We start from the raw sequence: 24,713 nt of genomic DNA, 5'->3' as shown, positions 1-24,713 counted from the left end.
ATTCGCCTGCGCGCTCCCTGGCGAGGAGGCGTCCGCAAATATTGCGAAGATCTTTTTTAAACCGCGTCAGGCTGCGACCGGAACGCCTTTTTCCTGCAGGAATCCGCGCAATTCACCCTGCTCGAACATTTCGCGGACAATATCGCAGCCGCCCACAAATTCGCCCTTCACATAAAGCTGGGGAATTGTCGGCCAGTCAGAAAAGGTTTTGACGCCCTGACGCAAGTCGTCGGATTCAAGCACATTCGCGGAACCATAATCCACGCCGAGATGGTCGAGAATCTGGACGACGACCGAGGAAAATCCGCACTGCGGAAATTGCGGCGTGCCTTTCATGAAAACCATTACCGGGTTGGCGTCGATTTTCGACTTGATATCGGCATGTGCGGCGTCGGTCATAATATTAAAACTCCTGACAGATCACCGTTAGCTAGGCGCCGCCCGGCGCATCGTCAAGGCCGGTTGCGCCGGCGGTATGGGTCAGAGTTCGGCGGCGAGCGCCCGCAATCCGTCTTCCAGGCGGGTTTCGCCAAGAATGAGGCGCCCGCCTCTCGGCGTCTTGTCCAGATCTGCGCGTTGTAATTGCGCCCTTTTCAACCCTGTTTTCTGGCCGGCCCTCTCGAGGAATTGCGCCATGGCCGCCGCCGGCCCCACAGGCGCGGGCAAGATATGGGTTCTGGCGCCCGAGGCGGCTGCAACAGCCTGGTAGAGTTCTTTTTTTGTTATGGCTGTCGGCCCAGCCACCGCGCAGACGCCCGCCGGCTTCGCGTCATTGAACAGTTCATCAAGCGCTGCACGGGCCAGATCCTTGAAATAAACCGGCTGCTGCAATGCGCTGGCGCGCCCGATCATGGGAACCAGCGGCGCGCGCCGCATCAGCGTCATTAATCGCGATATATTTCCGTCGCCCGGATAGCCGTAAATCATGGTGGGCCGCAGGATCGCCGCCGCGGGCGCGGCGCGCTGCACCATCGCCTCCGCTTCGAGAATTCTCGCGTAATCATCCGCTTGCGGATCGATGGCCACATTGTTGCTGGAGAAAAATATCGCGCGCTGGGTTCTTCCGAGCAGCGGCGCGGCCTGCGCCGAGACCGATAATATCGGCGTAAAGATGACGGCGTCTGACTGCGCCAGCAGCGTTTTTATATGATCCGTGTCTTCAAGATCCGCTTTAACCGCGCGCGCCCCGCAATTTTGAATTTTTTCAGAGACGCCGCTGCGCTCTGTGCGATAGGCGGCGACAACCGATAGCCCGCGCGCCGCCGCATTGCGCGCCGCTTCAAGTCCAACCGCGCCGCCTGCGCCGAAGATCAACACGCTCGAAACCGTCATGAAGACTACACAACCCGGTCGAGCGGCGCGCCGGTGTCGAAAAACGCGTCAAGATTGGCGAGGACGCGCACCGCCATGGCGGAACGACTTTCGGTGGTCGCAGACGCAATGTGCGGCAGGCAATAAACATTCGGCAAGGCGCGCAAGGCTTCGCGGATTGGACCCGGCTCAGTGTCATAGACATCAAGGCCGGCTGCAAATATCCGGTTTTCTTTCAGCGCCACGATCAGCGCCGTCTCATCAATTACAGGCCCGCGGGAAATATTGATGATGACCGCGCCCGGTTTCATTTTCGCGATGGCTTTGGCGTCGATCAGCCGGTGCGTTTCTTCCTTTAACGGACAATGCAATGTGATGACGTCCGCCTCGCGCAGGAGTTCATCAAGGGATATGGCGCGGGCGTTGAAAGTCTTGTCGATATCCGCCGACGGCCGGGGCGTCGTATAGATGATGTTCATGTCGAATGCGCGCGCGCGTTTCGCAACTTCACGGCCGACATTTCCCATCCCGACCACGCCAAGCGTTCTGCCCGTCACACGCTGGCCCCAGCTTTCGGGGGTGAGCATGCCGCGCCCCTCGCCGGTGCGCGCTATATCAAGCCCTTCCCGGAAACGTCTGCAAGCCGCAATAATCAGCCCCATGGTCGTGTCGGCGAGACAGGGGGTTGTGACTTCGGGCGTGTTGGAGACGGCGACATTGCGCGCTTTCGCGGCCGCCAGATCGATGTGATCGACGCCAACCCCGATGGACGCGATCAACTTTACGCCCGCCGGCAGACGTTCGAAAAACGCAGCGTCCATGTCGTCAAACGCCGTGGCGATGACCGCCTGCGCATCCCCGGCCAGTTCTGCGAAAGCCGCCGGGTCCGCGACCGGCGCATCAGGCTCGCGGACATCGAACTTCATGCGAAACATGCCGGAAAGCGCTTCCGGCAGGCGGCGCGGCGTTGCGATGACGGGTCTGGTCATAATTTCGCTCCAAATTCAGGCTCAATATTTCCATGATGGCGGAAAAATCGTTGAATTCCACACGGGTAGCGGATTTTTCCCGAGTGATGTAAAGTTTTCTGCGGCGAGTTCGGCCGAGGAAGCGCCGGTGTGGTGAGAATACGTATGCAGTATCTGTTAGGCGGGGCGGCTGCGATTATCGCGGCGGCGGCGGCATGGTCGCTGCTGCATGCGATTCCCGCTTCCGGCGCGGGCGTAGAACTTTCCAACAAGCTCGTTAATCAGTGTGCGAGGGTCGATGTTGCGCCGGGCGCTGAAGACGTCACGATCGACCCGGATCTGGGTCTTGCGTTCATATCCGCCGCCGACCGGCGCGGCTGGTACGCCAAGGACGCAGAGCAATCGGTTAACCCGAGGAACGGCATTTACGCCATGTCGATGGACGGATCGGACGTGCGCAAAGTGTCGCCGCCGATGGAGAATTTCCTGCCGCACGGCGTCAGTCTCTGGCGCGGACCAAACGGCGAAAAACGCCTCTTTGTGATTTCACATCCGCCGACGGGCGAGGAGCTGGTCGAACTTTTCGATATCGCGGCGGACGGCGCGCTGACGCATCTGGAAACGATTTCCTTTCCGCAAATGAAATCGCCCAACGATCTGGTCGCCGTCGGGCCAAGGCAGTTTTACGTCACCAACGATCAGAAATTTGACCGCGGGTTTCTCGCTGCAATGGAAGCCTATCTGGCGTTGCCGCTGTCGAACGTCGCCTATTACGACGGTGAAAACGGCCGGATCGCCAAAGGCGGCATCGCTTACGCAAACGGTATTAATCAGTCGGCTGACGGAAAAACAATATATGTCGCCGAGCTGTTAAAACGCCGTATTCTGGTTTTCGACCGCGATATTGAGACCGGAGAACTCTCGCGCGTGAAGGCGTTGAAAATAAATACGGCGCCGGACAACATAGAGGTCTCGCGGGACGGCGCATTGTGGGTGGCGGGCCATTCAAGGATTTTTGAATTTCTCGAACACGCCAAGGATGAAAATGCAAAGGCGCCGTCGCATGTTATTCGCCTCAATCCGCGCAACGGGCTCGCGTCGGACGTTTTGATCTCCGTCAACGGCGAAATCAACGCGTCGTCGGTGGGCGCCGTCTGGGCGAACACGCTGATTGTGGGCGCCGTGTTTGACGGACACGTGATGGTCTGTCCAATGCTGGAAATATTGCTGCGCGGCCCGGCGGCGACGCAGCAATAACGGTTTATTCGCCGAAAATCTCGTCGATACGGCGCTGCGCGATCGGATGGTAACCGGGGCGCGCCCGTTCATAGACGGCTTCGGCCCATTCGCGACGGCCGTTATCAGCAAGGCTTTGATACAGGCGATAGATAAATTTGCCCCGCCCGACCCGCATCAGGAAAGCATCAAGCGGCTCGAACGCGGGTTCATAGCCGGCGGGAATGGCTTTCAGATACCAGGCGCTTGCGATCTCCGCATTTTGCGACGTTGAAAGATTAAACCGCGCATCCAGCGCCGCCATCTGCTCGGACGAAATCTCCGCAGGCAATACGCTGATGAAGTGCAGCCATTCATGGGTCGTCCATGCGCCGGTTTCCAGACCGGCCACATCGCCGCCGCCAAGCCAGGCGTTGAGCTGGCTTTCCACGCGGTTGAAGGCGTCGGACTGCGGATTTTCAATCGTGTCCGGAAAACCCGGTTCATAAACCCAGGCGTCAATCTCCGCCTTGGTCACCGCATCGGGCTGATCCGCCCAGAGATGATCTTCAAAATAGGCGAGGAAATCTTCCGTCGTGATGCTCTGAAACGCGAATCTGTCGAAATAATCGCGCAGGAACGCATCAAAGGCTTCGCGCCCGAAACGCTCCTCCATAAATTTCAGGAAGAACATGCCGCCGGCGTAGGAGACCTGGCTGAACGCCTCATCCGGATGGGAGATGTCTTCCGGCATTTTCAGCGCCGTCAGTTCCGGACGCGCGGCCTCGTTGACGTCGCGCATCAGGCTCTGCTTATCAAGCGAGCGCTCCATCACGGCGCGCTCCGGGCCGTAAAGGCCCTCCATGATCCGGTTTTCAACATAGCTGGTGAACCCTTCGTTCAACCATGCATCGCGCCATGTGGAATTGGTCACCAGATTCCCGGACCATGAATGCGCCAGTTCATGCGCAACAACATTGGTGAGGCTTTTATCGCCCGCTATCAGCGTCGGCGTCATGAAAGACAGCCGCGGGTTTTCCATGCCGCCAAACGGAAAGCTCGGCGGCAGCACAATCAGATCGTAGCGGCCCCAGCGATAGGGGCCATAAAGCGCCTCCACCGTATCGACCATTTGCGGCGTATCCTCGAACTCCGCCGCGGACTCGCTGACGATATAATCTTCCGCATAAACCCCGACATCGGCGCTGATCGCTTCGAACTGAATATCGCCGACCGCCAGCGCCAGAAGATAAGACGGAATCGGCTGCGACATCCTGAATGAATAATCGCCGTCGCGTTCGCCGCTTTCATCCTGGCGCGCGCTCATCACGGCGAGCAGCGCCGGCGGCGTCGTGATACGGGCGTCGTAGGTGATGCGCACGGCGGGCGTGTCCTGCAAGGGAACCATGGTGCGCGCCAGCAGCGGCTGGAACTGCGTAAACAGGAATGGATGTTCGCCGCTGGCTGTCTGTTCCGGCGAAAGCCATTGTATGCCTTCCGCATCCGGACTTGTTGAATAATTGACACGAACCGATTCAGCGCCGTCCGGCAATTCTATGGCGAGACGCGACCCCATAACAGCGTCGTCGGCGCCGATTTCATAGCTGACCGTTACCCAGCCGTCGTCAGTTTCCGCCTCAATGAGTTCGATATCGAGATCATTCGCATCGAGAACAAGCGTGGAAACATCGTCGCTTAATTTTTCAAAATCCAGTTGCGCCGAACCGGACAGGGTTTTCGTCTCAAAATCCACATCGAGATCGAGCTCCACATGGGTGACCCGCGCTTCGTGATAGTTCGAGTAGGTAAACGGATCACGCACCTCATCCGCCGGGACCGGCGACCAGTGAGCCTCCGTCTCCACGCCAGGCTCATCGCTTACCGGCTCCCTCTCCGCGTCGCCGCCATCGCGGGAACAACCGGCGGCAAGGGCGGAAAGCGAAAAAACCAGGGCAGCGGCGCGTAAACTCATGGGAATACCTCATATTGGATTTTCGCGCACATTAGGCGCCCCGCATGCGCGTAGCAAGACGCGGGCGAAATCAGGCGGCGGCGCGGCTATTCGCGCCGGTTGCAAACACGTATAATTCGAAAAAACGCGCAAACCGCGCAGCGCTATTTTTGAGAGGTCTCATGGCAGGTCCAACCGGCGGCGTCACGCCACAATGGTCGTCACGTTTTGCATTTTTGATGGCGGCGATCGGTTCCGCCGTCGGTCTTGGCAATCTCTGGCGGTTTCCGTTTCAAACCGGACAAAACGGCGGTTCCGCATTTGTTTTCGTCTATCTCATCTGCGTCGCCTTTATCGCCTACCCGATCCTCATGGGCGAGCTCGCCATCGGCCGCCACAAGGGTTTGTCGGCGGTCGGCAGCACGAAACAGCTTGCCGTCGATATCGGGAAATCTCCCGGCTGGCTTGTCGTCGGGCTGGCAGGCGTGCTCGCAGCTTTTCTCGTTCTGACAACTTACAGCGTGATCGCCGGGCAGGTGATGGCCTATTCGCTGATGTCTTTCATGGGTGAATTCGCCGGGCGCTCGGCGGCGGACGCGGCCGTTGCAACTTCCCTTTATAACGGCCCCGGCATGGCGCTGTTCTGGCACACGCTGTTCATGGGGCTCACCATTTTTATCGTTACGCGCGGCCTGAAAGGCGGGATCGAGCGCGTGGTGACAATCCTGATGCCGATCTTTTTCCTGATGCTGATCGGCCTCAGCCTTTACGCCTTGATGACAGGGGCTGCGGGCCAGGCATTCGATTACCTCTTCTCGCCGCGCTTTTCGGAAATCACGCCGGGCATCGTTTTATCCGCGCTGGGACAGGCGTTCTTTTCCATCGGCGTCGGCGGCGCGATCATGATGACCTATGGTTCATTCCTGCCCAAAACCGAAAATATCGGCGACAACGCCGCTGTCATCGCCGGGGCCGATACACTCGTCGCCATCGTCGCCGGGCTGATGATATTTCCGGTCGTATTTGCTTATGCGCTGGATCCCGCCGCGGGCATGGGGCTGATTTTCAACGCCCTGCCCGCAGTTTTTTCCGGCATGCCGGCCGGCGCGCTTATCGGCGGGCTGTTCTTCTTTCTCGCTTTTATCGCGGCGCTGACATCGTCCATATCGCTATTGCTGGTGACGTCTTCGGTCGGCGAAGATCAGCTCGGCCTCGGGCGTACATCGTCCGCGATAATTTTCGGACTTATCGCGTGGGTCATCGGCGCCATGACGATCTATATCGGCGGTCTCGGGAACTGGCTCGACTTTTTTTCAGGGAGCGTTTTCCTGCCGCTCGGCGGATTGCTCGTCGCCATTTTCGCCGGCTGGATCGTGCCGCGCGCGATCATGCGCGGGGAACTGCACAATACGAGCGACGGCGTTTTCCGATACTGGCGGTTTTTCATCCGCTACGCCGCGCCGATTGCGGTGTTTCTGATTTTAATTCTGGGAATCGACGCAAAGTTTCAGCTTGGGTTGAACGCAATGTTGTCGGGCGGCTAGTCGACCCGTCCGTAATCAAGCCAGTCAACGATCGGGCCGACATCGCCCACCACCGGAGCGGCGATGGGTTCGATCAGCATCAGCCCGTTCATGGCGTTGGCAAAATAAACGACGCCGTCGCCGGTTTCCCGGTTGAACGCCGTAAACGCCTTGAACGGTCCATTGTCGCCCCAATGGAAATAAACAGGATTTTCGCCCGTCTGCACGCCCCAGCCAAGCGCCCACGCGATTTCAGGCGCGTCAGTCGGGGATTGCGGCTCCAGCATCGCATCGCGCGCATCGGCGCTCATGCCAGCGCCCTCACACAGATGACTGAGAAACCGCGCATAGTCGCGCGCGTTGCTCTGCCCCGAATATGCGGCGCCCGCGCTGGTCAGTTCGCCAATGGCGCGGCCTTTTTCCTTGCCGCCGTCTTTGTCATGGCCAAAACTCGGGCTTGCGTCCTCTCTCGCCACCGACAAGGAAGAAAGCGGCATTAAATCGCCGAGGCGTTCTGCGAACAGAACATCGAGAGACTTTCCTGTGACGTTCTCAACATAGGCCTGAAGCAGCTGATAGGCTTCGCCGGAATAGCCGAACTGCGTATCGGGCGGGTTGTTGAAGGGAATGTCGCCCCAGGTTTCCGCGTCGAGCGGATCGCCCGCCCAGTTCGGCAAACCGGACCTGTGCGCTAAAATCATGCGGGGGGTCAAAACCGCATAGGCGTCCTTGTCGGTCACACGCGGGTAATCAAAATTGTCGGCGATCGGATGATCGAGATCAATCACGCCTTCATCCGCAAGCTGATTAACAATCAGCGAGAAGATCGTCTTGGTCAAGGATGCGGCCTCAAATCGGGTGGTGTCGTCAACCGGCTCGCCGGTTTCGATATCCGCAACGCCATAATGGGAGACATCCGACAATTCACAGTCGTCAATCGTTGCGATCGACAGGCCGGGCGCATTCGCAGCCGCCATAAGCGCCGGTATGTCTGGCGCGGGCCGCCGCGCCGGCGGCGCGGCGTTTTCTGCGCCGCAGCCCAGCAGGACCAGGCCTGCACACGCAATTGCGCCGTGTCTCATATCTATCCCCTCTTTACGTGAACTTTTTGACCTATGGAACGCCGTGCAAGCAAGCCGGATCGCCGCAATAAAGCAACGGATCACCGACTATGGAACCTCAGCCCGCGATGCGCGCGTTTATGCAGGTCATCGGTGGAAAAAATGTGTATACGCGTTGCGGCCGCTTCCGCGAATGGCGGTTCTTCATCCGTTACGCCGCGCCGATTGCCATGTTCATCATTTTGATTTTGTGGTCATGACTGCTTTGGGGCCCTACTCGGACATTCGGGTCAGAAATGCTAATCGAGCAGCTTCGCTAGATCGCCGCGCAATATATTCTTTGCATTCATGATTATTGCTGGCCCAACAGGCGAAACGATTGGCAAAGATTCAAGGCGCGCAATGATATGGGCCTGAATTGGGTTTTTCCAAAAGGGCGGCGTTGACCAGACGCAGCTTGCATCTGCTAGCCTTACCCGACTGCTTTCAAATTCTTGCGGAAACAGGGTCGCTTCGGACAACGATGCACCGCCGCCTTCGCCCGGTTTGGGAATATGGCGCCATGCCATCCAGTTCATTGTGCGAAACTCATCATCAACTTGGCGCCGCTCATCAGCGCTGGCTTCGCGGATATTCGAAAAATGTAGGTCGCAAAAACTATGGCCGCCGTAATGCGCCCAAGTGCGCATCTCATCGCCGAGGAACCGAAATTCTTCAATTTCCGAATAAATCTTGGGAATACCGGTTTGTTCCCGGCCGGGAAGAATCGGCGTGGTTTTGTTTTCCCATACAACCAATGAATACCAGCCATCGATATTTGGTGATGCTTTTCGGTATCGCACCGGCGCATTCACTGCGACGATGTTATAGGGCTCACCCGCCATCCATTCCACGCCTCTATTCATCATTGCGGCAACCATAATCTCCGCAGAACGAAGTTCAAAACCTTCTGGTATCAGCGCTTCGAGTGCGTCTTGATCGGTTTCGTATCGGATGGTGGCGCTCACCGTGTCATGATAGGTTGTCGCCGTCATACCTCCCGGTTTTCCCCCAAAATGGGCAGGCATCATATAGAGGTGATCATTTCTTAGGCGGTTCATTACAATTCTCCATCCAACGGCCTAGGCTGCTGTTCGGCCGGAATTCAACTGCATCCCGCTCTATCATTCTCCTGCAAACTAGGGAATAAATTGATGCAGCAATTCTCAGTAGGTGTTGCGGACGGAGATTCGGAGTTGATTGCATTTTCGAGACGGGCATTTCTCGCGACCGCAATCGCCTCATCTGTGACAATTCCAGCCGGGGCAAAAGCACATGTCCCTGTGCTGTGGGGAAACGGCGCGAACGATGATACGGATGCGTTTCAGTCTCTCGTGAACGGGCGCGATGTAATTATCCCTCCGAACGCGTCCTATGCATTTGCGCGTCTCCCAAATAGTTCGGTCACTTTAGTTGGCGGCAAATTTCGCGTTTTGCGGCAAAACCTTCGTGACAAATTCCTGGAAAATCATGTAATGAAGCTCGGAGAATTTGAGGGCGCCGCGATTTGACAGATGCACGTCGGCCTCGACCGTCCACTTCGAGGGCGATTTTCGGCCATCCGCTAGCAAAGGCCTGAAGAACGAAAGTGGCCCCTTAACCGGACCCAAAGCCCACTACTCCCGCGCCGCCATCTCTAGCGCCAGGGCTTGAAGCTCGCCGCCCATGCGGCCCTTTAATGCTCTGTAGACCAACTGAAGCTGCTGCCCGCTGGGCGTGTCACTCCCCGCCGCCGGGCGCAACGCAGCCGCCGCGCGCAACGACATCAGCGAGTTCGTTGCCGAAACATTGAGGGCCAAAGCCCGGCGTGTTCTGGAAGGCTTCAATTTTCCAGCCCCGTTCGGTTTGCGCCAAAACGACTATCGGCTTCGAAACGGCAGGCGTTTGCGGACGAGATTCACCTGCACGATAAATCCAGCCATCCAGATGCGCAATTGCAACGCCGTCAGCGATCAGGCGCGCAGATTCTATTTCAAGGTCGAAAACCGTTCCGGCGTAAAAATCGTCCCAGATGCCTTGATGGCCATCGCCGATCTCCTTTGCGCCGTGCAGGCGCAGCCCGAACCAGACTATGAAGTCAGCGTCGTCGGTGAACTGATCAGACCACGCCTCGCCGTCGGCGGCCGCCCAGGCGCTTTCAAGATTGATGATGACCGCATCGATGTCATCGTGAATATCGTTCTCTGCCGCGCTCCTTGCGCAACCCAATGTGCAAAGCACGCCGAGCAATACAAATGCTGTTTTTATCGCTAGCCGTTTAAGTTTGAACATTAGTCTCCCCTTTGCCGCTTGAACCTACTCCCGCGCCTCCGTCTCCAGCGCGAGGGCGTGAAGCTCGCCGCCCATGCGGCCTTTCAATGCTCTGTAGACCAACTGATGCTGCTGAACGCGGGACTTTCCGTTGAACGCCGATGAGATTATGCGCGCGCGCCAGTGGTCATTGTCGCCGGCAAGGTCCTCCAGTTCAATTTCCGCGTCGGGCAGCGCGTCGAGAATGAGTTTCTTGATGTCGTCTCCGGCCATAGGCATGGGGGCGGGCTCCTTTTTCGTCTGGGCGTTCATGTAATCTGGCAGGGCGGCTTCAAAAATATCAGATAAATCAAGCAATGAGAGCGAATCATTGCTGTCCAGCGTCAGGTCGGGACCGCCGAAACGGCCGATCTTCGACGCCTGAACGCCCGCCATGGCGGCTTTCAACAAAAGCGTGTCGGCGGCGGCGGGCGCGGCGGCCACAAGATAGCGCCCCTGATCCTCGCCGAACCAGAAGGCGGCCTTGCGCTGCTTCACCGGCGTCGTCAGGTTTAAGCCCCTGCCTGCAGCCAGCGCCATTTCCGCCGCCGCGATCAGCAATCCGCCGTCCGATACGTCATGACATGCGGTGACCAGCCCTTCGCTGATCAGCTTACGGACAAGTTCACCGGTCTTGCGTTCGCTCTCCAGGTCAACCGGCGGCGGCGCGCCGTCCGTAATTGCGAAAAGATCACGCATGTAAATTGACTGTCCGAGCCATCCGCGCGTCACGCCGATGGCGAGCAGTTCCTCGCCGGCTTCCGCGCCGCCGACCCGGCAGGCTTTCGTGGCGTCTTCCAGAACGCCGACGCCGCCAATGGCCGGGGTTGGCGGAATCGCGGCGCCGTTGGTTTCGTTATAGAGCGAGACATTGCCGGAAATCACCGGATAATTCAGCGCCTCGCAGGCTTCCGCCATGCCCTCAATGGCGCCGACAAACTGGGCCATGATTTCCGGGCGTTCCGGATTGCCGAAATTAAGACAGTTTGTGATCGCCAGCGGCGCGGCGCCGGTTGCGCAGATATTGCGGTATGTTTCCGCCACCGCCTGTTTGCCGCCCTCATGCGGATCAGCTTTCACATAACGCGGCGTCACATCGGTTGTTATGGCGAGCGCGCGGTTTGTTCCGTGCACGCGCACAATAGCAGCGTCGCCTCCGGGGTGGATCACCGTGTCGCCCATCACCGTGTGATCATACTGATCCCATATCCACCGGCGCGAGCACAGATCGGGCGACGCGACAAGTTTCGCAAGCGCCGTCAGCATGGTGTCGCCGCCCGGCGCCTCCGCCAGCGACAAGGTTTCCTCGCGCTGTTCGACTTCGGTCGTTTCAACGACACCGCCCGACGATAGGTTGCGCACGGCTTCTTCAAATCCGGAGAAGCTGACGCCCTCGGGCCCGGATCGCACATAGACCCGCGCCTCGCCGGCCTGCGCCGTCATGCCCACCGCATCGACAAGATCAGGATCGGCGAGACGGTCATCGATGAGGGTTCGCGCCACATTGCGCATTTCCTCTTCCGACTTGCCGGGCGATTTCAAAATCGCTTCGGCCTCTCGATAGGAGACTTTCGGATCGTCCAGCGGCGCGGGCTTCGGGGCCGGCTCATGCGGGCGGTCATAGTTCGGCGCGTCGTCCGCCAGCGGCGGCACCGGCATGTCGGCGACGGTCTCGCCCTCATGCATGATGACCAGCCGCCCCGTATCCGTGGTCACGCCGATCACCGCGAAATCGACGCCCCATTTTTCAAAGATGGCGCGCGCGTCGTCTTCGCGGCCCGGCTTTAACACCATGAGCATGCGCTCCTGGCTTTCCGACAGCATCATCTCATAGGCTGTCATGTTGTCTTCGCGCTGGGGCACGTGGTCGAGGTCAAGCTCAAAACCGCCCCCGCCTTTCGCCGCCATTTCAACCGAAGAGGATGTGAGGCCCGCCGCCCCCATGTCCTGAATGGCGATAATCGCGTCGGACGCCATGAGCTCCAGACACGCTTCGAGCAGCAATTTCTCCGTAAACGGATCGCCGACCTGCACGGTGGGACGCTTTTCTTCCGAAGCGTCGTCGAATTCAGCGCTCGCCATGGTGGCGCCGTGAATGCCGTCGCGCCCGGTTTTCGATCCGACATAGACGACAGGATTGCCGGCGCCGCGCGCGGCGGAATAGAAAATCTTCGCTTTTTCTGCAACGCCCACGGTCATGGCGTTGACGAGAATATTGCCGTTATAGCCGGCGTCGAAATTGGTCTCGCCGCCGACGGTCGGCACGCCCATGCAATTGCCGTAACCGCCGATGCCGCCGACAACGCCAGCCACGAGATGGCGGGTTTTGGGGTGCGCCCACTCGCCGAAGCGCAGCGCGTTCATATTGGCCACGGGCCGCGCGCCCATGGTGAAGACATCGCGCATGATGCCGCCGACGCCCGTCGCCGCGCCCTGATAGGGTTCGATGAAACTTGGATGGTTGTGGCTCTCCATCTTGAAGACCGCCACCAGCGGGACGCCGTCATTATCCGTCCCGATATCGATGACGCCTGCGTTCTCGCCCGGACCTTGCACAACCCATGGCGCGGAGGTCGGCAGTTTCTTCAGGTGGCGGCGCGATGATTTATACGAGCAATGCTCCGACCACATGACCGAAAAGACGCCAAGCTCGACCAGATTGGGCTCGCGGCCCATATGTGTCTTGATACGCTCGTATTCTTCGGGCTTGAGGCCATGCTCGGCGACAATTTCAGGGGTAATGGCGGTCATGGAAATCCGTGAAGGCTTTGAATGCGCCGCATCCTTAATCCGCTTGGGCGCGGGGCGCAAATAGCGATGTTCGGAACCGCTTTAAATGGGCCGGGTTAGTAGAAGGCGGGATCAAAGGAATTCGCTGTGAAAAAAATCATTGCCATCGCCGGACTGGCCGCCCTCGCCGCTGCTTGTGGAGATTCCGATAGCGACGTGACGGCGGACGATCGAACCGCCGCCGGCCGCGCTGACGAGGCGCCGGAGCGCGCAAACACGAATGCAACTGCCTCAGAACGCAATGTCGCCAGATCCGTGGCCACGGTTCCCGGCGAGTGGCATTATAAAGAAACGGACGGCTATCCCTGGGCGGGGTTCGGCCCTCCGGCCAGTGAAGCGGTGTTTGCGATCAGTTGTCAGAACGGCCAGATCATCTTTACCCACGCCGGGCCTTTAAACGGCGACAATGGTGAAATGACCATGGAAATCGATGGATCGCCAACGAATATCGAGGTGGTCGACAGAGGCCAGGGCCTTCCCATGGTTGAAGGGGCCGCAGCGCCGAACGGGCTGTTTGTGGACGCGCTCATGCAAACTGAAAGCGCCTTTACGGTTCGCATGCAGGGCAAAAGCATGGAGCTGCCGCCCGACGCCAAATACCGGCGCGTTATTCGCGCTTGCCGGGACGGCGTGACTTAATCGATGCGATTGCCGCCAGGGCTGTCCGACCCGCTTCGTATGGTCGTCACGCAATCCGCCGCCGATACGCCCTCCCCGCAGATAACTTCCTTTTCAAGGAGCCTTGGCGGATTGAGCAGCACCAAAATCGCAACCGCGACGATAACTAGCCCGGCGCCGCAAAGCGCGCCAAAGTAAAACTCGCGGCGCCTGTTCACATGCGCACGCAAACCCGATGTGATACTGCGCGAATCATCCGCCGCTTCGACTGAGTGGACAGGAACAGCAATGCCATTGCCGATTTGATATCCATAACGCGGAACAGTCTGGATGATGGCGTAGGGCCTGTTCACATCCCCCAATGCGCGGCGCAATTTCGAAACCGCCTGCGTCAGCGCCTCGTCCGAGCCTTCATCGCCCCAGATACGGTCCAGTAACGCGTCCCTGGAAACGGGACCGTCTGATGTCGCCAGGAGCACAAGTAACTCGCCCAATTTTGGCTCCAGCGGCTGCGCGCCGCCATTCGCCGTCACAATGCGCAATTTCGGATCGTAGGTCGCCGCGCCAAGCCGGATGTGGCAGTTTTCAGCGGGATCAGAAGGATGCTTCGTCGTTTGCGTGAGGGACATGACATATCTCGAAATGTTTTCTTCAGGCTTTCCACGTCCGCATCGGTGCAAAACGCGACAAGTGTAACTAATCGAAGGACTTTATCCAAATGACGTTCATCTACAACACAAACACTATTCGCTTCACCGCGCGCCGCATTCGCCAAATCTCATGCTGCGCTGTGGCGCTGCTGACGCTGTGCGCGCCCGCCCATGCGCAGCCGCTTTCCACCCCGACAGCCGTCCAGATCAGCGATGGATTTGACAGCGCCGGGGAAAGGCTCAGAGACATGGGCTTTACCGGCGTCATTGCACTCGCAAAAGACGGCGCCGCACCGGTTTACGCCGGCTTTGGCGAGAACGCCGCCGCAGACGGGCTGCCTGATAAAGACACCCTTCTTGACGTCGGTTCGATCACAAAAACCTTCACCGGCGCGGCGGCGGTCAAACTTGTGGATCAGGGCAAGCTTTCCATGGCGGATCGATTGTCGAAATATTTCCCGGACGCCCCGGCGGACAAGGCCAACATTTCGGTCCATCAATTGCTGACGCATTCAGCCGGTTTTGCGCCCGCGCTCGGCGAAGATCTGGAATTTCTTTCCAGGGATGAATTCCTGAACCGCGCCATGGCGTCGGATCTCCTGTTTGAACCGGGAAGCGGGTATGAATATTCCAATGTAGGATTTTCCCTCGCCGCCGCCATTATCGAGCAGGTTTCGGGCAAGTCGTATGAGGCGTTTCTGCGCGAGGAGTTACTGAAAGGCGCGGGCGTCGACGCGGTCGGCTATGAGAAGGCTTTTGACGCCCGAAAATCTCTTCTCATGCAGGATGGAAAAGCCATCGCCGAAGGCAGCTGGGGCGGTAAATCCCATTGGGCGCTGATCGGCAACGGCGGATTGATCGCCACGGCTGAAGACATGATAAAATTCCGGCGCGCATTCGCCGGCGGCGATATTGTTTCTCCCGCAGCGGTTGAACTGGCGCAGGCCCCCATGCAGCGCGAAGGCGAAAACGCGCCCGGCCATTACGGCTATGGATTAGTCGTGATGGAAGATCCGTTTTTTGGACGGTCCTACTGGCACAATGGCGGCAATGGTAATTTCTTCGCCAACTGGACCGACTACGCCGATCACGGCCTGATCATTTTCACCGCATCGAACAATCCTGAGGTGAACGCCGATATTGCTGCAATGATCGTCACTGAAGAACTGTTCGGGGTGAAAATGATGCGGAAGGCGCCGCGCGATCAGCCGGAATAACGCGGTCTATACAGATAATCCGCTGCAAGCCCCAGACGCTTGCAGGCCTGCGCCGCCGGGCTCGATCGCAACACCAGACGGTCGGCCCGGCGCGCCATGCGCTTCACCACGCGCCCCTCAAACGGTCGCAACCCATGGCGCTCGGTGAGACCGAGAATTTGGCGGATTTCCTCAGGCACGATGTCGACAGCCGCGCGCACCAGCGAATGCTGCGCCAGTTGCGCCGGCTGCGGAAACGCTTCCGCCTTTTTCATGATCGATAGGAATTCAAAAATAATCCCAGACGCTTCCAGGGCGGGCAGCATGTCTTTAAACAGCGCGCGTTCCTCAGCCAGCGAGCGCGGCGCGTCAGCCGCGCCGTATAACAGCGCGGCCGGCCGGCCTTCGGCGTAGTACCGGTCGCGGTCGGCGTCGCTTAAAGGTGATGCGTAGGCGGAATAGCTTTCCATGAAACCAAAAGCGGCGGTGGCCTGCACCCAGCGCAGCAATTCAGGATCGCTCGCTGTATAAGGCGTTCCCTCCGGGGTTTCGCCTGCGATGCGCGCATGCATGCGATTGACCCCGGCGATCATCGTTTCAGCAACGCTTCGAGCGCCGTAAACAGTGACCATGGCCGCCAGCCCCGTGCGCTTCAGCCGGCGCACCGGGTCCGTCCGGAAACTTGTGTTGTCCCACACGCCTGACCGCACGCGCGGTTCGGCGAATTCAAGAATGACCGCGGCGACGCCGCCGATAAACAGCGTCACCGGATTTTTGAAAATCCGCCAGGAAACTGAATCCGGCCCCACAAGCGCCGGCTCTCCCGCCGGCTCGGCGAAATTGACTTTCGCCAGCATGGGATCGCCAAGATAAATCTTGGCGGCCCTGTCGAGGCGGTCTTCCACCCGGCTGCGCAAATGGGCGCGCAAACTGTCTATCTGCATGAACTTCGTCAAGCGGCCTCTCGACTATTGGGTGACGGGCTTTCCGGTAGTCAGTGATCGTGTCGATTTCGCGGCGTTTTCAAGCGCCGCGTCTGACAATTCAGGGCGCCTCTATCCAGTACGCTTCCACGAATTCATATGACGTCGTTCCCGGCTTCAACACCCGTGGCGCGATGTAATCCTCCCGCGGCTGATAGCCCAACGCCGTGCGGGCATGGGGCACAAGTTCGCCGCCTTTCGACTGGAAGGCGTATTCGCGGATTGTCTCACCGGTTTCAGTCAGCTCCACTGTCAGCGTGTAGTCGCCGTTTTGTTGAATGTCGTTCTTGCTGAACAGGGTTGCATTGGCCGCCCCGTTCCTGTCGTGCGGCTGGTAAAGCGTCAAAGTGTGTTTACGGAGCAATTCATGGTCCAGCATGCCTTGCGTCTGTTTACTATGCGCCACAAGCTTGCCATTGCGGCTCAGTTTGATTTGCACCGGCGCGCGCGTCACGCCCGGCGCCAGATCGCTCGCGCCCGCCCAGAAATTGACGTTCACCGCTTCGCTGTCCTGAAACGGCGTGAAAATGAAATATGCAAATTCCTGCCACGGTCCGACAAATTTCACCGTGCTCTGCGGATTGAACGGATCATCGCTCGATGCGCCGGCGACCACATTGAACGGTACGCTCGTCGCCAGCGCGCCTGATACGTAGAGGTCCAATTTATAATTTCCTGGCGTCAAAGTGGCGGTGGAATGATTTTCCGCACGCAGACGGCCAAAGACGCCCTGCCCGAACTTGTAAGTGGGAAAAAACCCGAATGTTGCAGCGGTATCGTTTCCCGATTTGATGACGGCGCTGGCGTCCACTTCGCCTTGCGGCGCAAAAATCAGATCATACTCTGTCAGCGCAATGGTTCCATCGTCGTAGATCGGCGTTTTCAGGATCGATTCAAAGCCGAAAACGGGTTGCGTTTGCGCTGCAGTCTGCGCCGCCGCGCCCGGTGATGTTTGCGCGCCGGACGCCGCAGCGGCGCTTTGCGTCTGCATTGCCGCCGCATCATTGGCGGTTTCGGTTTTCGCCTCCGGCGAGCCGCAAGAAGCGATCAATAAAAAAGCGGCGAAAACCGCCGCGCCGCACGTCTTTGAATAGGCCATAAATCCCCCCGTTTTAGATCACTTGCGTTTTCGCGGCGAACGGTCGTCAACTCTGCCGCATTCGCCGGCAAAAAATTATATCGTGGCCGCCAACACAACGTTCGCCGGATGACAGAGACGCAGCTGTGATGCCATTTGCAGAAAGACCGATGCGAAAAACCTTCGCAATCACGCAAATGCAACAGAATGCGACGCGTTCCTCTATCCGTTGATGCAACTCACGAATTATAGTTTCTCAGCGTACACCGCATGATCCAGCATAAGGCCGCCGCAGGACTGATCGCGCGTGGGCGCAGCCCAGACCGTGGCTTCCTTGCCGAACATATCGCTGGCGGATTGCGGCGCATTGATACGCCAATGCAATCCATCATCGCCCTGTAACGTCATGCAGCCGAAATCCACCGAGACGACGCGGCCGCGCAGCACCGCAAACTCTTGCGGCAGGTTTTGCGCGAATGCGCTGCGCGTCATGATCGCGCTGGCGGGCTTGCCTAGCTTAACGGACGCGCAATGCGCCGGCGTTTCCTGATGTTCCAGCTCCGGCGCCGGTCTCAATTCCCGCACCTGCTGGATTTTTCCGTTTGGCTGACGCCGCAGGACGGAACATTCCATAATCGGCGTTGGATAGGCGCTGACGGTGCGTATCTGCGCGGGGTTATCCCAATAGACAGACCGGGGCGTAATCTGCGGTTGCGCCGCATAACCGGCGTTGCGGATTCGCGACGCGGACAGTTTTTGATAGCTCAGGCGCGAATCCCGGCGTGTCTCAACCGGCGCGGCGCTTATCCCGAAATAGGTCGCGGGCGCGCGGGCGCTGGCGTTGATCGGGCGAAAGTCGCTGCGCCCATCATCATGATAATAATCGTCATAATGGCGCCCATCATCATTGTAGTACCCGTCATAATATTCGTAGCGCCGCTGAGTCTCATAACTCGTTTCATAGCTCGCGTCGTAGCGGCGTTGCGTGTTCAGCGGGCGCGTCGCGATATAGGGATGACGCACCACCGGCGCGGCCGGGCTCGTATCGACGGAAGGCGCATCAGGATCGGGCGCCACGGCGTCTTGGGGATTGTCCACCTCGTCGGGCACAGCCAGATGCTCGCCCGGGCGAACGTAACCCGGGTCGACGCCGCGATTGGCTTCCACCAGCGCTGCAAAAGATACATTACAGGCGCGCGCAACCTTGGAGAGCGTTGTCGGGGAATCCACCGCATAGGAATAGCCGCAACGCCCGGCAATTGCGGGCGACGCCGACAACATAGCGGCGGTGATGACTGCGCCTGCGGCGACGCGGCGATACGCCAGTTTGGAACCCATGACTCCCCTCCATAAAGACCAGTAATATGGTTAATAACACGGATTCTGGGAAAAACAGCGAGATTTGCGTGAAATTTTTGAGAGCGCCGGGGCGTGAAAACGAGCGCCAGGCGGCGATAGGCGACGACACAGGCGATGTTCCTATACAATTGATATCTTTAGGAAATAAGCGCCTGCCTCTTGCGGCGCGCGCCGGAATCGGCCGCTTCCAGCCAAAGGCCTTTCCACAGCGCGCTATGTCAGTTGTGATGCTTCAGGGCCGCAGTCGAGGGCGCCGGCGCAGCCATGCGGCGGGGAAGGATTGCCGGTCCTTCCCGCGCCCTCTTTCGTAAAAGACTGCCGGAAGGCGCCATAGGGCGCCGCGCGGGCGTTTGTTTTTTTGATCGCGATTATTTCCGCTTCAACGCAAATGTAGCGCGCCTGTTAACGCCGTTTAAGAACTCCATGTGCATCCTTTATCTGCAAAGGCGCCCGTTTCGCGCGGCTTTCACTTTTTCTTCAAATTGCAGCTTTTCTTTTTTTATTAACTACGTTTGCTTACGGCGCTTTAATGATAGCGGCTGCATTCTGTCCTTCGCGCAAATAGTTGCGGGGAGTTTCCGATGCTGGTCCAGAATGCCGGTAGAAAAGTTGATGCTGAAAATCGTTCAGGCGCCCGCACGCGGCGCCGCCTGACGCATCTCGTCAAACGATTTGGCGCCAATCGCGACGGCAATATCGTCTTTCTTTTTGCGTTCATGGCGACGCTCCTGTTTCTGTTCGCCGGCGGCGCGGTGGATTATTCGCGCTGGAACGCCGTGCGCGCCGACATGGTGGAGTCCATGGACGCCGCCAGTCTTGCGCTGGCGCAGCTCGCCGCTAACAACCCTGACCTGACGGAAGCAGAACTGAAAGATTACGGCCGGAAATTTTTCGAAGCGAACTTCAACTATGAGCAAAACCTTGAAGCGGGATGGAACATTGTATTTGCGCTCGATAATGACGCGGTCGTCGGAACCTGCATTACAGGAAGAATAGACACCTATCTGCTCGGCGCCGCCGGTATCAAAAATCTGAATATCGATAAATGCGTCGAGATTACCAAAAAAGGTTCAGGCCGCGTTGAACTGGCGCTTGTTCTCGACGTCACCGGTTCAATGGACGACAAAATCGACGGAGAGAAGAAAATCGACAGCCTGAAGGACGCCGTCGATACGCTGATGGACGTGCTTTACGGCGGCGACGAGACGAGTGAAAACATCAAGATCGGCGTTGTGCCGTTCAACGCCAACATCAACCCGGGCGGTTCGACAGGCTGGAATAACGCCTGGGCGGACACCGGCGCCGCCGCCTATTATCACGGCCGCCGGTTTTTCCATGTCGATAAAGACGGTAACGTCGATATGGACACGAAGGTCAATCATTTCACGCTTTACAATACAACGCCCGGCGCCGACTGGCAGGGATGCGTCGAGGCGCGCCCCTACCCGCTGGACGAACTTGATATTCCGCCCGGCGGCTCGATGTCATCCACGGATCTGGCGGTCTATATGGCCACGCCTGAGGAATATCAGGATGAAGAAAACGATGAAGAAGAGGAAATGTACGACGCGTTCAATAACGCGCCCGCATATTCCGTCGATTCATCGGAACTGACAAGCTCGGTAAACTTCAACTGGGTGCCCGTGTTCCTGCCTGACGCTGCAGACTGCAATAATTCAGCCGATTGCCAATCTGACAGCGATTATAACAATGCTTCTGGAACCACTATTTATGGCACGCCATGGTATGGCTATTATTTCGATGACCCGGATGATGATAACAACCACAAATCGAACAGAAATATCAGCGAAAGCGCGTACGGACAAAACCACTACTATTTCGTCAACGACAATAATTATACGCATGCGGGAAACGCACAATTCGATAAGTACGCCAAGGTTGTGCACTATTTTCGCGAAGTTTTGTCAGGCGATATTGCCGATTCCGACTTTGTCGACTTCCTTGATGAACTGAGCATCACCACAACGCCGCTGAACGATAGCAACCATGGCAGAGGGTGGCAGGAATATTTGCTGCGCATGGCCTATGTCGGCTGGTGGGACCCCGTCACCATGACCTACAAGGGCAAATACGATACGCCGAACTCCAGCTATATTTCGGCGGAGGTGGATTGCCCGAGACCCATTCTGCCGCTGACAAATGTTCGCGACGAGGTGGAAGACCATGTCGACTCCCTCTATCCTAACGGCAATACCGACATCGCTCACGGCGCCGCCTGGGGATGGCGCGTCCTCTCCAAACAGGCCCCCTTCACCGAAGGCATCGGCCCCGGCGACGCCGATTATGAAAAATGGCAAAAGGCCGTTGTCATCATGACCGATGGTGAAAACGTCGTCGGCAGCGACAACAATACGCATTATGGCTCCACCCAGGGCCAGTACGGCTTTGCGATTGAAGAACGCATGGGTGTCGGCAGAAACAGTCATTCGAAAATGAAAAATGAACTGGACGACAAACTGCTGCGCGTTTGTCACCGCATGAAGGCGGAAGGCTATCTCGTCTACACCATCATGTTCGGCCTCGATTCCAACAGCGTCCGGAAAATGTTCAAGGCCTGCGCCACCAAGCCGACGGCGCCGTACTTCCATGACGCGGTTGACGGCAACGACCTTGAGGACGCATTCGGCGATATTGCTGCGGACCTCGTCGATCTTCATATCAGTAAATAGGCGGCGCTGGCCCATGTTACGCTGTTCGGCAAATCGACGATTGAAAAGACGGCGCTGCGGCTTTCGCAGCAACACCGACGGATCGGCGGCGGTCGAGTTTGCGATTGTCGCGCCGCTCTTCCTGGTGATGATGTTCTCGATTTTCGAGGTCGGCTGGTTTTATTTCGCCAACTCGGCGGTTGACGCCTCCATTACGGACATGGCGCGGCTCGTGAAAACCGGCCAGGTGCAAGGCTGGGACGGCGACGATGAAGAAAAATATGACCGTCTTTACGACGACGTATGCCGGATTGTCTCTTCATTCGGCGGGTGCGACAACCGCCTGACGCTGGAAGTCGATACGTTTGACACTTTCAACGAGCTGGCCGCCGACAACACCCCGCCGGTTTGCGCGGACGCGCCGCCGGAAGACCTGGCGGCTTTGCCATTCGATCCCGGCGAGGAATTGCAGATCATCCGTGTGCGTGTTTGTTATCTCTATACGACGCTGAACCCGGCAATCGGCATCAGCATGGCCGAAGAGGGAACGAATATGCGTCGGCTCGTATCGACCATGATTTTCCGCAACGAACCCTACGAACTCAACCAGCAAGATGAAGATTAAATGAGCACTGAAATGCGCAATCGTTTCCTGAACGGCTGGAAAGACCTGCAAAGCTGCACGAGCGGTCTTGCAGCGACCGAATTCGCGCTGCTGTTACCGGTCCTCGTGATCTTGTTCTTCGGCCTGGTCGAGGCGTCGAACGCCATGACGGTCAACCGGAAGGTCGCGATTTCATCGAACACGCTTGCCGATCTTGCGGCGCAGTCCGACGAGCTTCGCATATCGGAAATGGATGATCTGTTTGAAGGGGTGATGACGATTGTCGAACCCAACGACCCGACCGGTTTGCAGCTCACACTGGTGAGCGTCATTCTGGACGATGACGACGATCCGATTGTTCACTGGAGCAGAGACCATACAGGCGCGACCCCTTATGCCCAGGGCGCCAGCTATACGAATTTAAGCGACGATGACGTTGTCAGCGATATCGGCTCCATCATCGTCGTTGAAATGACGTATACCTACACGCCCAGCCTCACAGGCCATTTCATCAGCTCGCCAATTGTCTTCAATCGGCAGTCGATCCGCTGGCCGCGCCTGACGAACCGCGTGCAGCTTTGCGATGACGCCAATAACTGCACCACATAACGCTTCTAGCGCGTCAACGGCTTGTATTTAATTCTTCTCGGTACGTCCGCATCGGGTCCGAGCCGGCGCTTTTTATCTTCCATATAGTCTTCAAAATTGCCTTCGAACCATTCCACGTGGCTGTCGCCTTCGAATGAAAGGATATGGGTGGCGATACGGTCGAGAAACCAGCGATCGTGTGAAATAATGACGGCGCAGCCGGCGAAGTCTTCCAGCGCCCGCTCCAACTCGCGCAGCGTATCCACATCGAGGTCGTTGGTCGGCTCATCGAGCAGCAGGAGATTAGCGCCTTCTGTCAGCATTTTCGCCAGCTGCACGCGGTTTCGCTCGCCGCCGGAAAGACTGCCGACTTTTTTCTGCTGATCGCCGCCCTTGAAATTGAACCAGCCCACATAGGCGCGCGAGGGAATTTCACGTTTGCCGAGCTGAATAACGTCAAGTCCGCCTGAAATTTCCTCCCAGACATTTTTGTTTGCGTCCAGCGCTTCCCGGCTTTGGTCCACATAGCCAAGTTTCACGGTGTCACCGATCCGCAGCGCCCCTTCGTCGGGCGTTTCTTCACCCGTCAGCATACGAAATAGCGTAGTCTTGCCGGCGCCGTTGGGCCCGATCACCCCGACAATACCGCCGGGCGGCAGCTTGAACGACAAATCTTCATAAAGAAGCTTGTCGCCAAATGCTTTTTTGAGACCTTCCGCTTCGATGACCACGCCGCCGAGACGCGGTCCGGGCGGAATCTGGATCTGCGCGGTATTGATGTCTTCTTTCGAGGCTTTGTTCAAAAGCTCGTCATAGGCGTTGATACGCGCTTTTGATTTCGCCTGACGCGCCTTGGGGCTGGCTTTGATCCATTCGGATTCCCTGTCGAGTGACTTTTGACGGTTGCCCTCCTCGCGTTTTTCCTGCTCCAGCCTTTTGCGCTTTTGCTCCAGCCATGACGAATAATTGCCTTCGAAGGGGATGCCGCGGCCGCGATCCAGTTCGAGGATCCAGCCGGTCACATTGTCAAGGAAGTAGCGGTCGTGCGTGACGAGCACCACAGCGCCCGGATATTCGCGCAGATGATGCTCAAGCCAGGCGACAGATTCCGCGTCGAGATGGTTGGTGGGCTCGTCCAGCAGCAATAGATCCGGTTTCGACAACAGCAATTGCGCCAGCGCGACCCGCCGTTTCTCGCCGCCGGACAGCTTGTCGACCGCCCAGTCGCCCGGCGGGCAGCGCAGGGCTTCCATCGCCATTTCAATTTTTGAATCGAGATCCCATCCGTCCGCAGCATCGATTTCTTCCTGCAGCGACGACATTTTCTCCATCAGCTCATCGGAGTAGTTTTCGCCAAGCTCCATGGAGACGGCGTTGAACTCGTCGATCTTGGTTTTGAGATCGCCCGCCCCTTCGAGGACATTTTCGAAAACCGTCTTGGAACTATCGAGTTCCGGCTCCTGCGGCAGATAGCCGACGCGCGCGCCGTCTGCGGCGTAGGCCTCGCCGCCAAATTCGCCGTCCACGCCCGCCATGATCTTCAGCAAGGTGGATTTACCCGCCCCGTTGACGCCGACAACGCCGATTTTCGCATCCGGATAAAACTGTAAGTGTATGTCTTCCAATATTTTTTTGCCGCCGGTGAACTGTTTGCTCAAACCGGACATGAAGTAGATATACTGGTATTTCGCCATAGCGCCTTTCGGCCTCCTGATGCGGATTTTGCGTTGCAAGCGGGGAACAGCGCGGCGTCTTATCGCGCTTGCCTGTGCATTTCAACGCAATAGAACGTTTCCGTTCACGCGCTGATCGCTTATAGGG

At 58.0% G+C, this 24,713-nt stretch carries 20 protein-coding genes; 7 read left to right on the top strand and 13 right to left on the bottom strand.

Going from position 1 to position 24,713, the window contains the following annotated elements; all coding sequences use genetic code 11:
* Nucleotides 1-66 precede the first annotated feature (66 nt).
* The 3 genes from grxD to ACQK2Q_RS05275 form a co-directional block, all read right to left on the bottom strand.
* Nucleotides 67-399 (bottom strand): Grx4 family monothiol glutaredoxin, encoded by a 333-nt coding sequence (grxD, locus tag ACQK2Q_RS05285; RefSeq protein WP_425408703.1) that lies wholly within the window; start codon nt 397-399, stop codon nt 67-69.
* 81 nt (nt 400-480) lie between these two features.
* Complete coding sequence (locus ACQK2Q_RS05280) at nt 481-1,332, bottom strand: NmrA family NAD(P)-binding protein (RefSeq protein WP_425408702.1); 852 nt, start codon at nt 1,330-1,332, stop codon at nt 481-483.
* 5 nt (nt 1,333-1,337) lie between these two features.
* The gene (locus tag ACQK2Q_RS05275; protein ID WP_425408701.1) at nt 1,338-2,300 is read right to left on the bottom strand and encodes a 2-hydroxyacid dehydrogenase; all 963 of its coding nucleotides are present in this window, start codon (nt 2,298-2,300) and stop codon (nt 1,338-1,340) included.
* A gap of 144 nt (nt 2,301-2,444) precedes the next feature.
* On the opposite strand from ACQK2Q_RS05275, the gene ACQK2Q_RS05270 reads away from it, so the two are divergent.
* Nucleotides 2,445-3,536 carry a strictosidine synthase family protein gene (locus tag ACQK2Q_RS05270; RefSeq protein WP_425408700.1) on the top strand — a complete coding sequence of 364 codons (1,092 nt, stop codon included), beginning with the start codon at nt 2,445-2,447 and terminating at the stop codon, nt 3,534-3,536.
* A gap of 4 nt (nt 3,537-3,540) precedes the next feature.
* Here ACQK2Q_RS05270 and ACQK2Q_RS05265 read toward each other — a convergent pair whose 3' ends face one another.
* Entirely contained in the window at nt 3,541-5,466 is a 1,926-nt protein-coding gene (locus ACQK2Q_RS05265; RefSeq protein WP_425408699.1) for a M1 family metallopeptidase, read from the bottom strand.
* A gap of 161 nt (nt 5,467-5,627) precedes the next feature.
* On the opposite strand from ACQK2Q_RS05265, the gene ACQK2Q_RS05260 reads away from it, so the two are divergent.
* On the top strand, nt 5,628-6,989 hold the full coding sequence (locus ACQK2Q_RS05260; RefSeq protein WP_425408698.1) for a sodium-dependent transporter: 1,362 nt from the start codon (nt 5,628-5,630) through the stop codon (nt 6,987-6,989).
* On the opposite strand, the gene ACQK2Q_RS05255 is transcribed toward ACQK2Q_RS05260, so the two are convergent.
* The 4 genes from ACQK2Q_RS05255 to purL form a co-directional block, all read right to left on the bottom strand.
* Entirely contained in the window at nt 6,986-8,050 is a 1,065-nt protein-coding gene (locus ACQK2Q_RS05255) for a serine hydrolase domain-containing protein (RefSeq protein WP_425408697.1), read from the bottom strand. The genes ACQK2Q_RS05260 and ACQK2Q_RS05255 overlap by 4 nt on opposite strands.
* Nucleotides 8,051-8,328: 278 nt before the next feature.
* A complete protein-coding gene (locus ACQK2Q_RS05250) occupies nt 8,329-9,129 on the bottom strand; it encodes an acetoacetate decarboxylase family protein (protein ID WP_425408696.1) in 801 nt (266 codons plus the stop codon).
* A gap of 658 nt (nt 9,130-9,787) precedes the next feature.
* Nucleotides 9,788-10,339: an SgcJ/EcaC family oxidoreductase gene (locus tag ACQK2Q_RS05245; RefSeq protein ID WP_425408695.1), complete on the bottom strand. Its 552-nt coding sequence runs from the start codon at nt 10,337-10,339 to the stop codon at nt 9,788-9,790.
* A 24-nt stretch (nt 10,340-10,363) separates the two neighbouring features.
* Nucleotides 10,364-13,108, bottom strand: coding sequence for a phosphoribosylformylglycinamidine synthase subunit PurL (gene purL, locus ACQK2Q_RS05240; protein WP_425408694.1), 2,745 nt, complete (start codon nt 13,106-13,108; stop codon nt 10,364-10,366).
* A 126-nt stretch (nt 13,109-13,234) separates the two neighbouring features.
* Here purL and ACQK2Q_RS05235 point away from each other — a divergent pair, with 126 nt between their 5' ends.
* Nucleotides 13,235-13,786 (top strand): hypothetical protein, encoded by a 552-nt coding sequence (locus tag ACQK2Q_RS05235; RefSeq protein ID WP_425408693.1) that lies wholly within the window; start codon nt 13,235-13,237, stop codon nt 13,784-13,786.
* Here ACQK2Q_RS05235 and ACQK2Q_RS05230 read toward each other — a convergent pair.
* Entirely contained in the window at nt 13,783-14,394 is a 612-nt protein-coding gene (locus ACQK2Q_RS05230) for a winged helix-turn-helix domain-containing protein (protein ID WP_425408692.1), read from the bottom strand. The genes ACQK2Q_RS05235 and ACQK2Q_RS05230 overlap by 4 nt on opposite strands.
* An 89-nt stretch (nt 14,395-14,483) precedes the next feature.
* Between ACQK2Q_RS05230 and ACQK2Q_RS05225 the strand changes: the two genes are divergently transcribed.
* Nucleotides 14,484-15,632 (top strand): serine hydrolase domain-containing protein, encoded by a 1,149-nt coding sequence (locus ACQK2Q_RS05225; protein WP_425408691.1) that lies wholly within the window; start codon nt 14,484-14,486, stop codon nt 15,630-15,632.
* On the opposite strand, the gene ACQK2Q_RS05220 is transcribed toward ACQK2Q_RS05225, so the two are convergent.
* From ACQK2Q_RS05220 to ACQK2Q_RS05210, 3 genes are all read right to left on the bottom strand, one after another.
* The gene (locus ACQK2Q_RS05220; protein ID WP_425408690.1) at nt 15,620-16,555 is read right to left on the bottom strand and encodes an oxygenase MpaB family protein; all 936 of its coding nucleotides are present in this window, start codon (nt 16,553-16,555) and stop codon (nt 15,620-15,622) included. The genes ACQK2Q_RS05225 and ACQK2Q_RS05220 overlap by 13 nt on opposite strands.
* A gap of 100 nt (nt 16,556-16,655) precedes the next feature.
* Entirely contained in the window at nt 16,656-17,693 is a 1,038-nt protein-coding gene (locus ACQK2Q_RS05215; RefSeq protein WP_425408689.1) for a hypothetical protein, read from the bottom strand.
* 225 nt (nt 17,694-17,918) lie between these two features.
* Nucleotides 17,919-19,010, bottom strand: coding sequence for a LysM peptidoglycan-binding domain-containing protein (locus tag ACQK2Q_RS05210; RefSeq protein WP_425408688.1), 1,092 nt, complete (start codon nt 19,008-19,010; stop codon nt 17,919-17,921).
* A 602-nt stretch (nt 19,011-19,612) separates the two neighbouring features.
* On the opposite strand from ACQK2Q_RS05210, the gene ACQK2Q_RS05205 reads away from it, so the two are divergent.
* Genes ACQK2Q_RS05205 through ACQK2Q_RS05195 form a run of 3 tightly spaced genes read left to right on the top strand, consistent with a single transcriptional unit; the run spans nt 19,613 to nt 22,913 of the window.
* Entirely contained in the window at nt 19,613-21,721 is a 2,109-nt protein-coding gene (locus tag ACQK2Q_RS05205; protein ID WP_425408687.1) for a pilus assembly protein TadG-related protein, read from the top strand.
* Nucleotides 21,722-21,734: 13 nt separating this feature from the next.
* Entirely contained in the window at nt 21,735-22,325 is a 591-nt protein-coding gene (locus tag ACQK2Q_RS05200) for a TadE/TadG family type IV pilus assembly protein (protein WP_425408686.1), read from the top strand.
* Nucleotides 22,326-22,913, top strand: coding sequence for a TadE/TadG family type IV pilus assembly protein (locus ACQK2Q_RS05195; protein ID WP_425408685.1), 588 nt, complete (start codon nt 22,326-22,328; stop codon nt 22,911-22,913).
* Nucleotides 22,914-22,918: 5 nt separating this feature from the next.
* On the opposite strand, the gene ettA is transcribed toward ACQK2Q_RS05195, so the two are convergent.
* Nucleotides 22,919-24,586, bottom strand: coding sequence for an energy-dependent translational throttle protein EttA (ettA, locus tag ACQK2Q_RS05190; protein WP_425408684.1), 1,668 nt, complete (start codon nt 24,584-24,586; stop codon nt 22,919-22,921).
* Nucleotides 24,587-24,713: the final 127 nt, after the last annotated feature.

Source organism: Hyphococcus sp. (assembly GCF_965228385.1).
GTDB lineage: Bacteria > Pseudomonadota > Alphaproteobacteria > Caulobacterales > Parvularculaceae > Hyphococcus.
The sequence above is the reverse complement of the archived record's forward strand: the minus strand, read 5'-3'. Positions and strand labels throughout refer to the sequence as shown.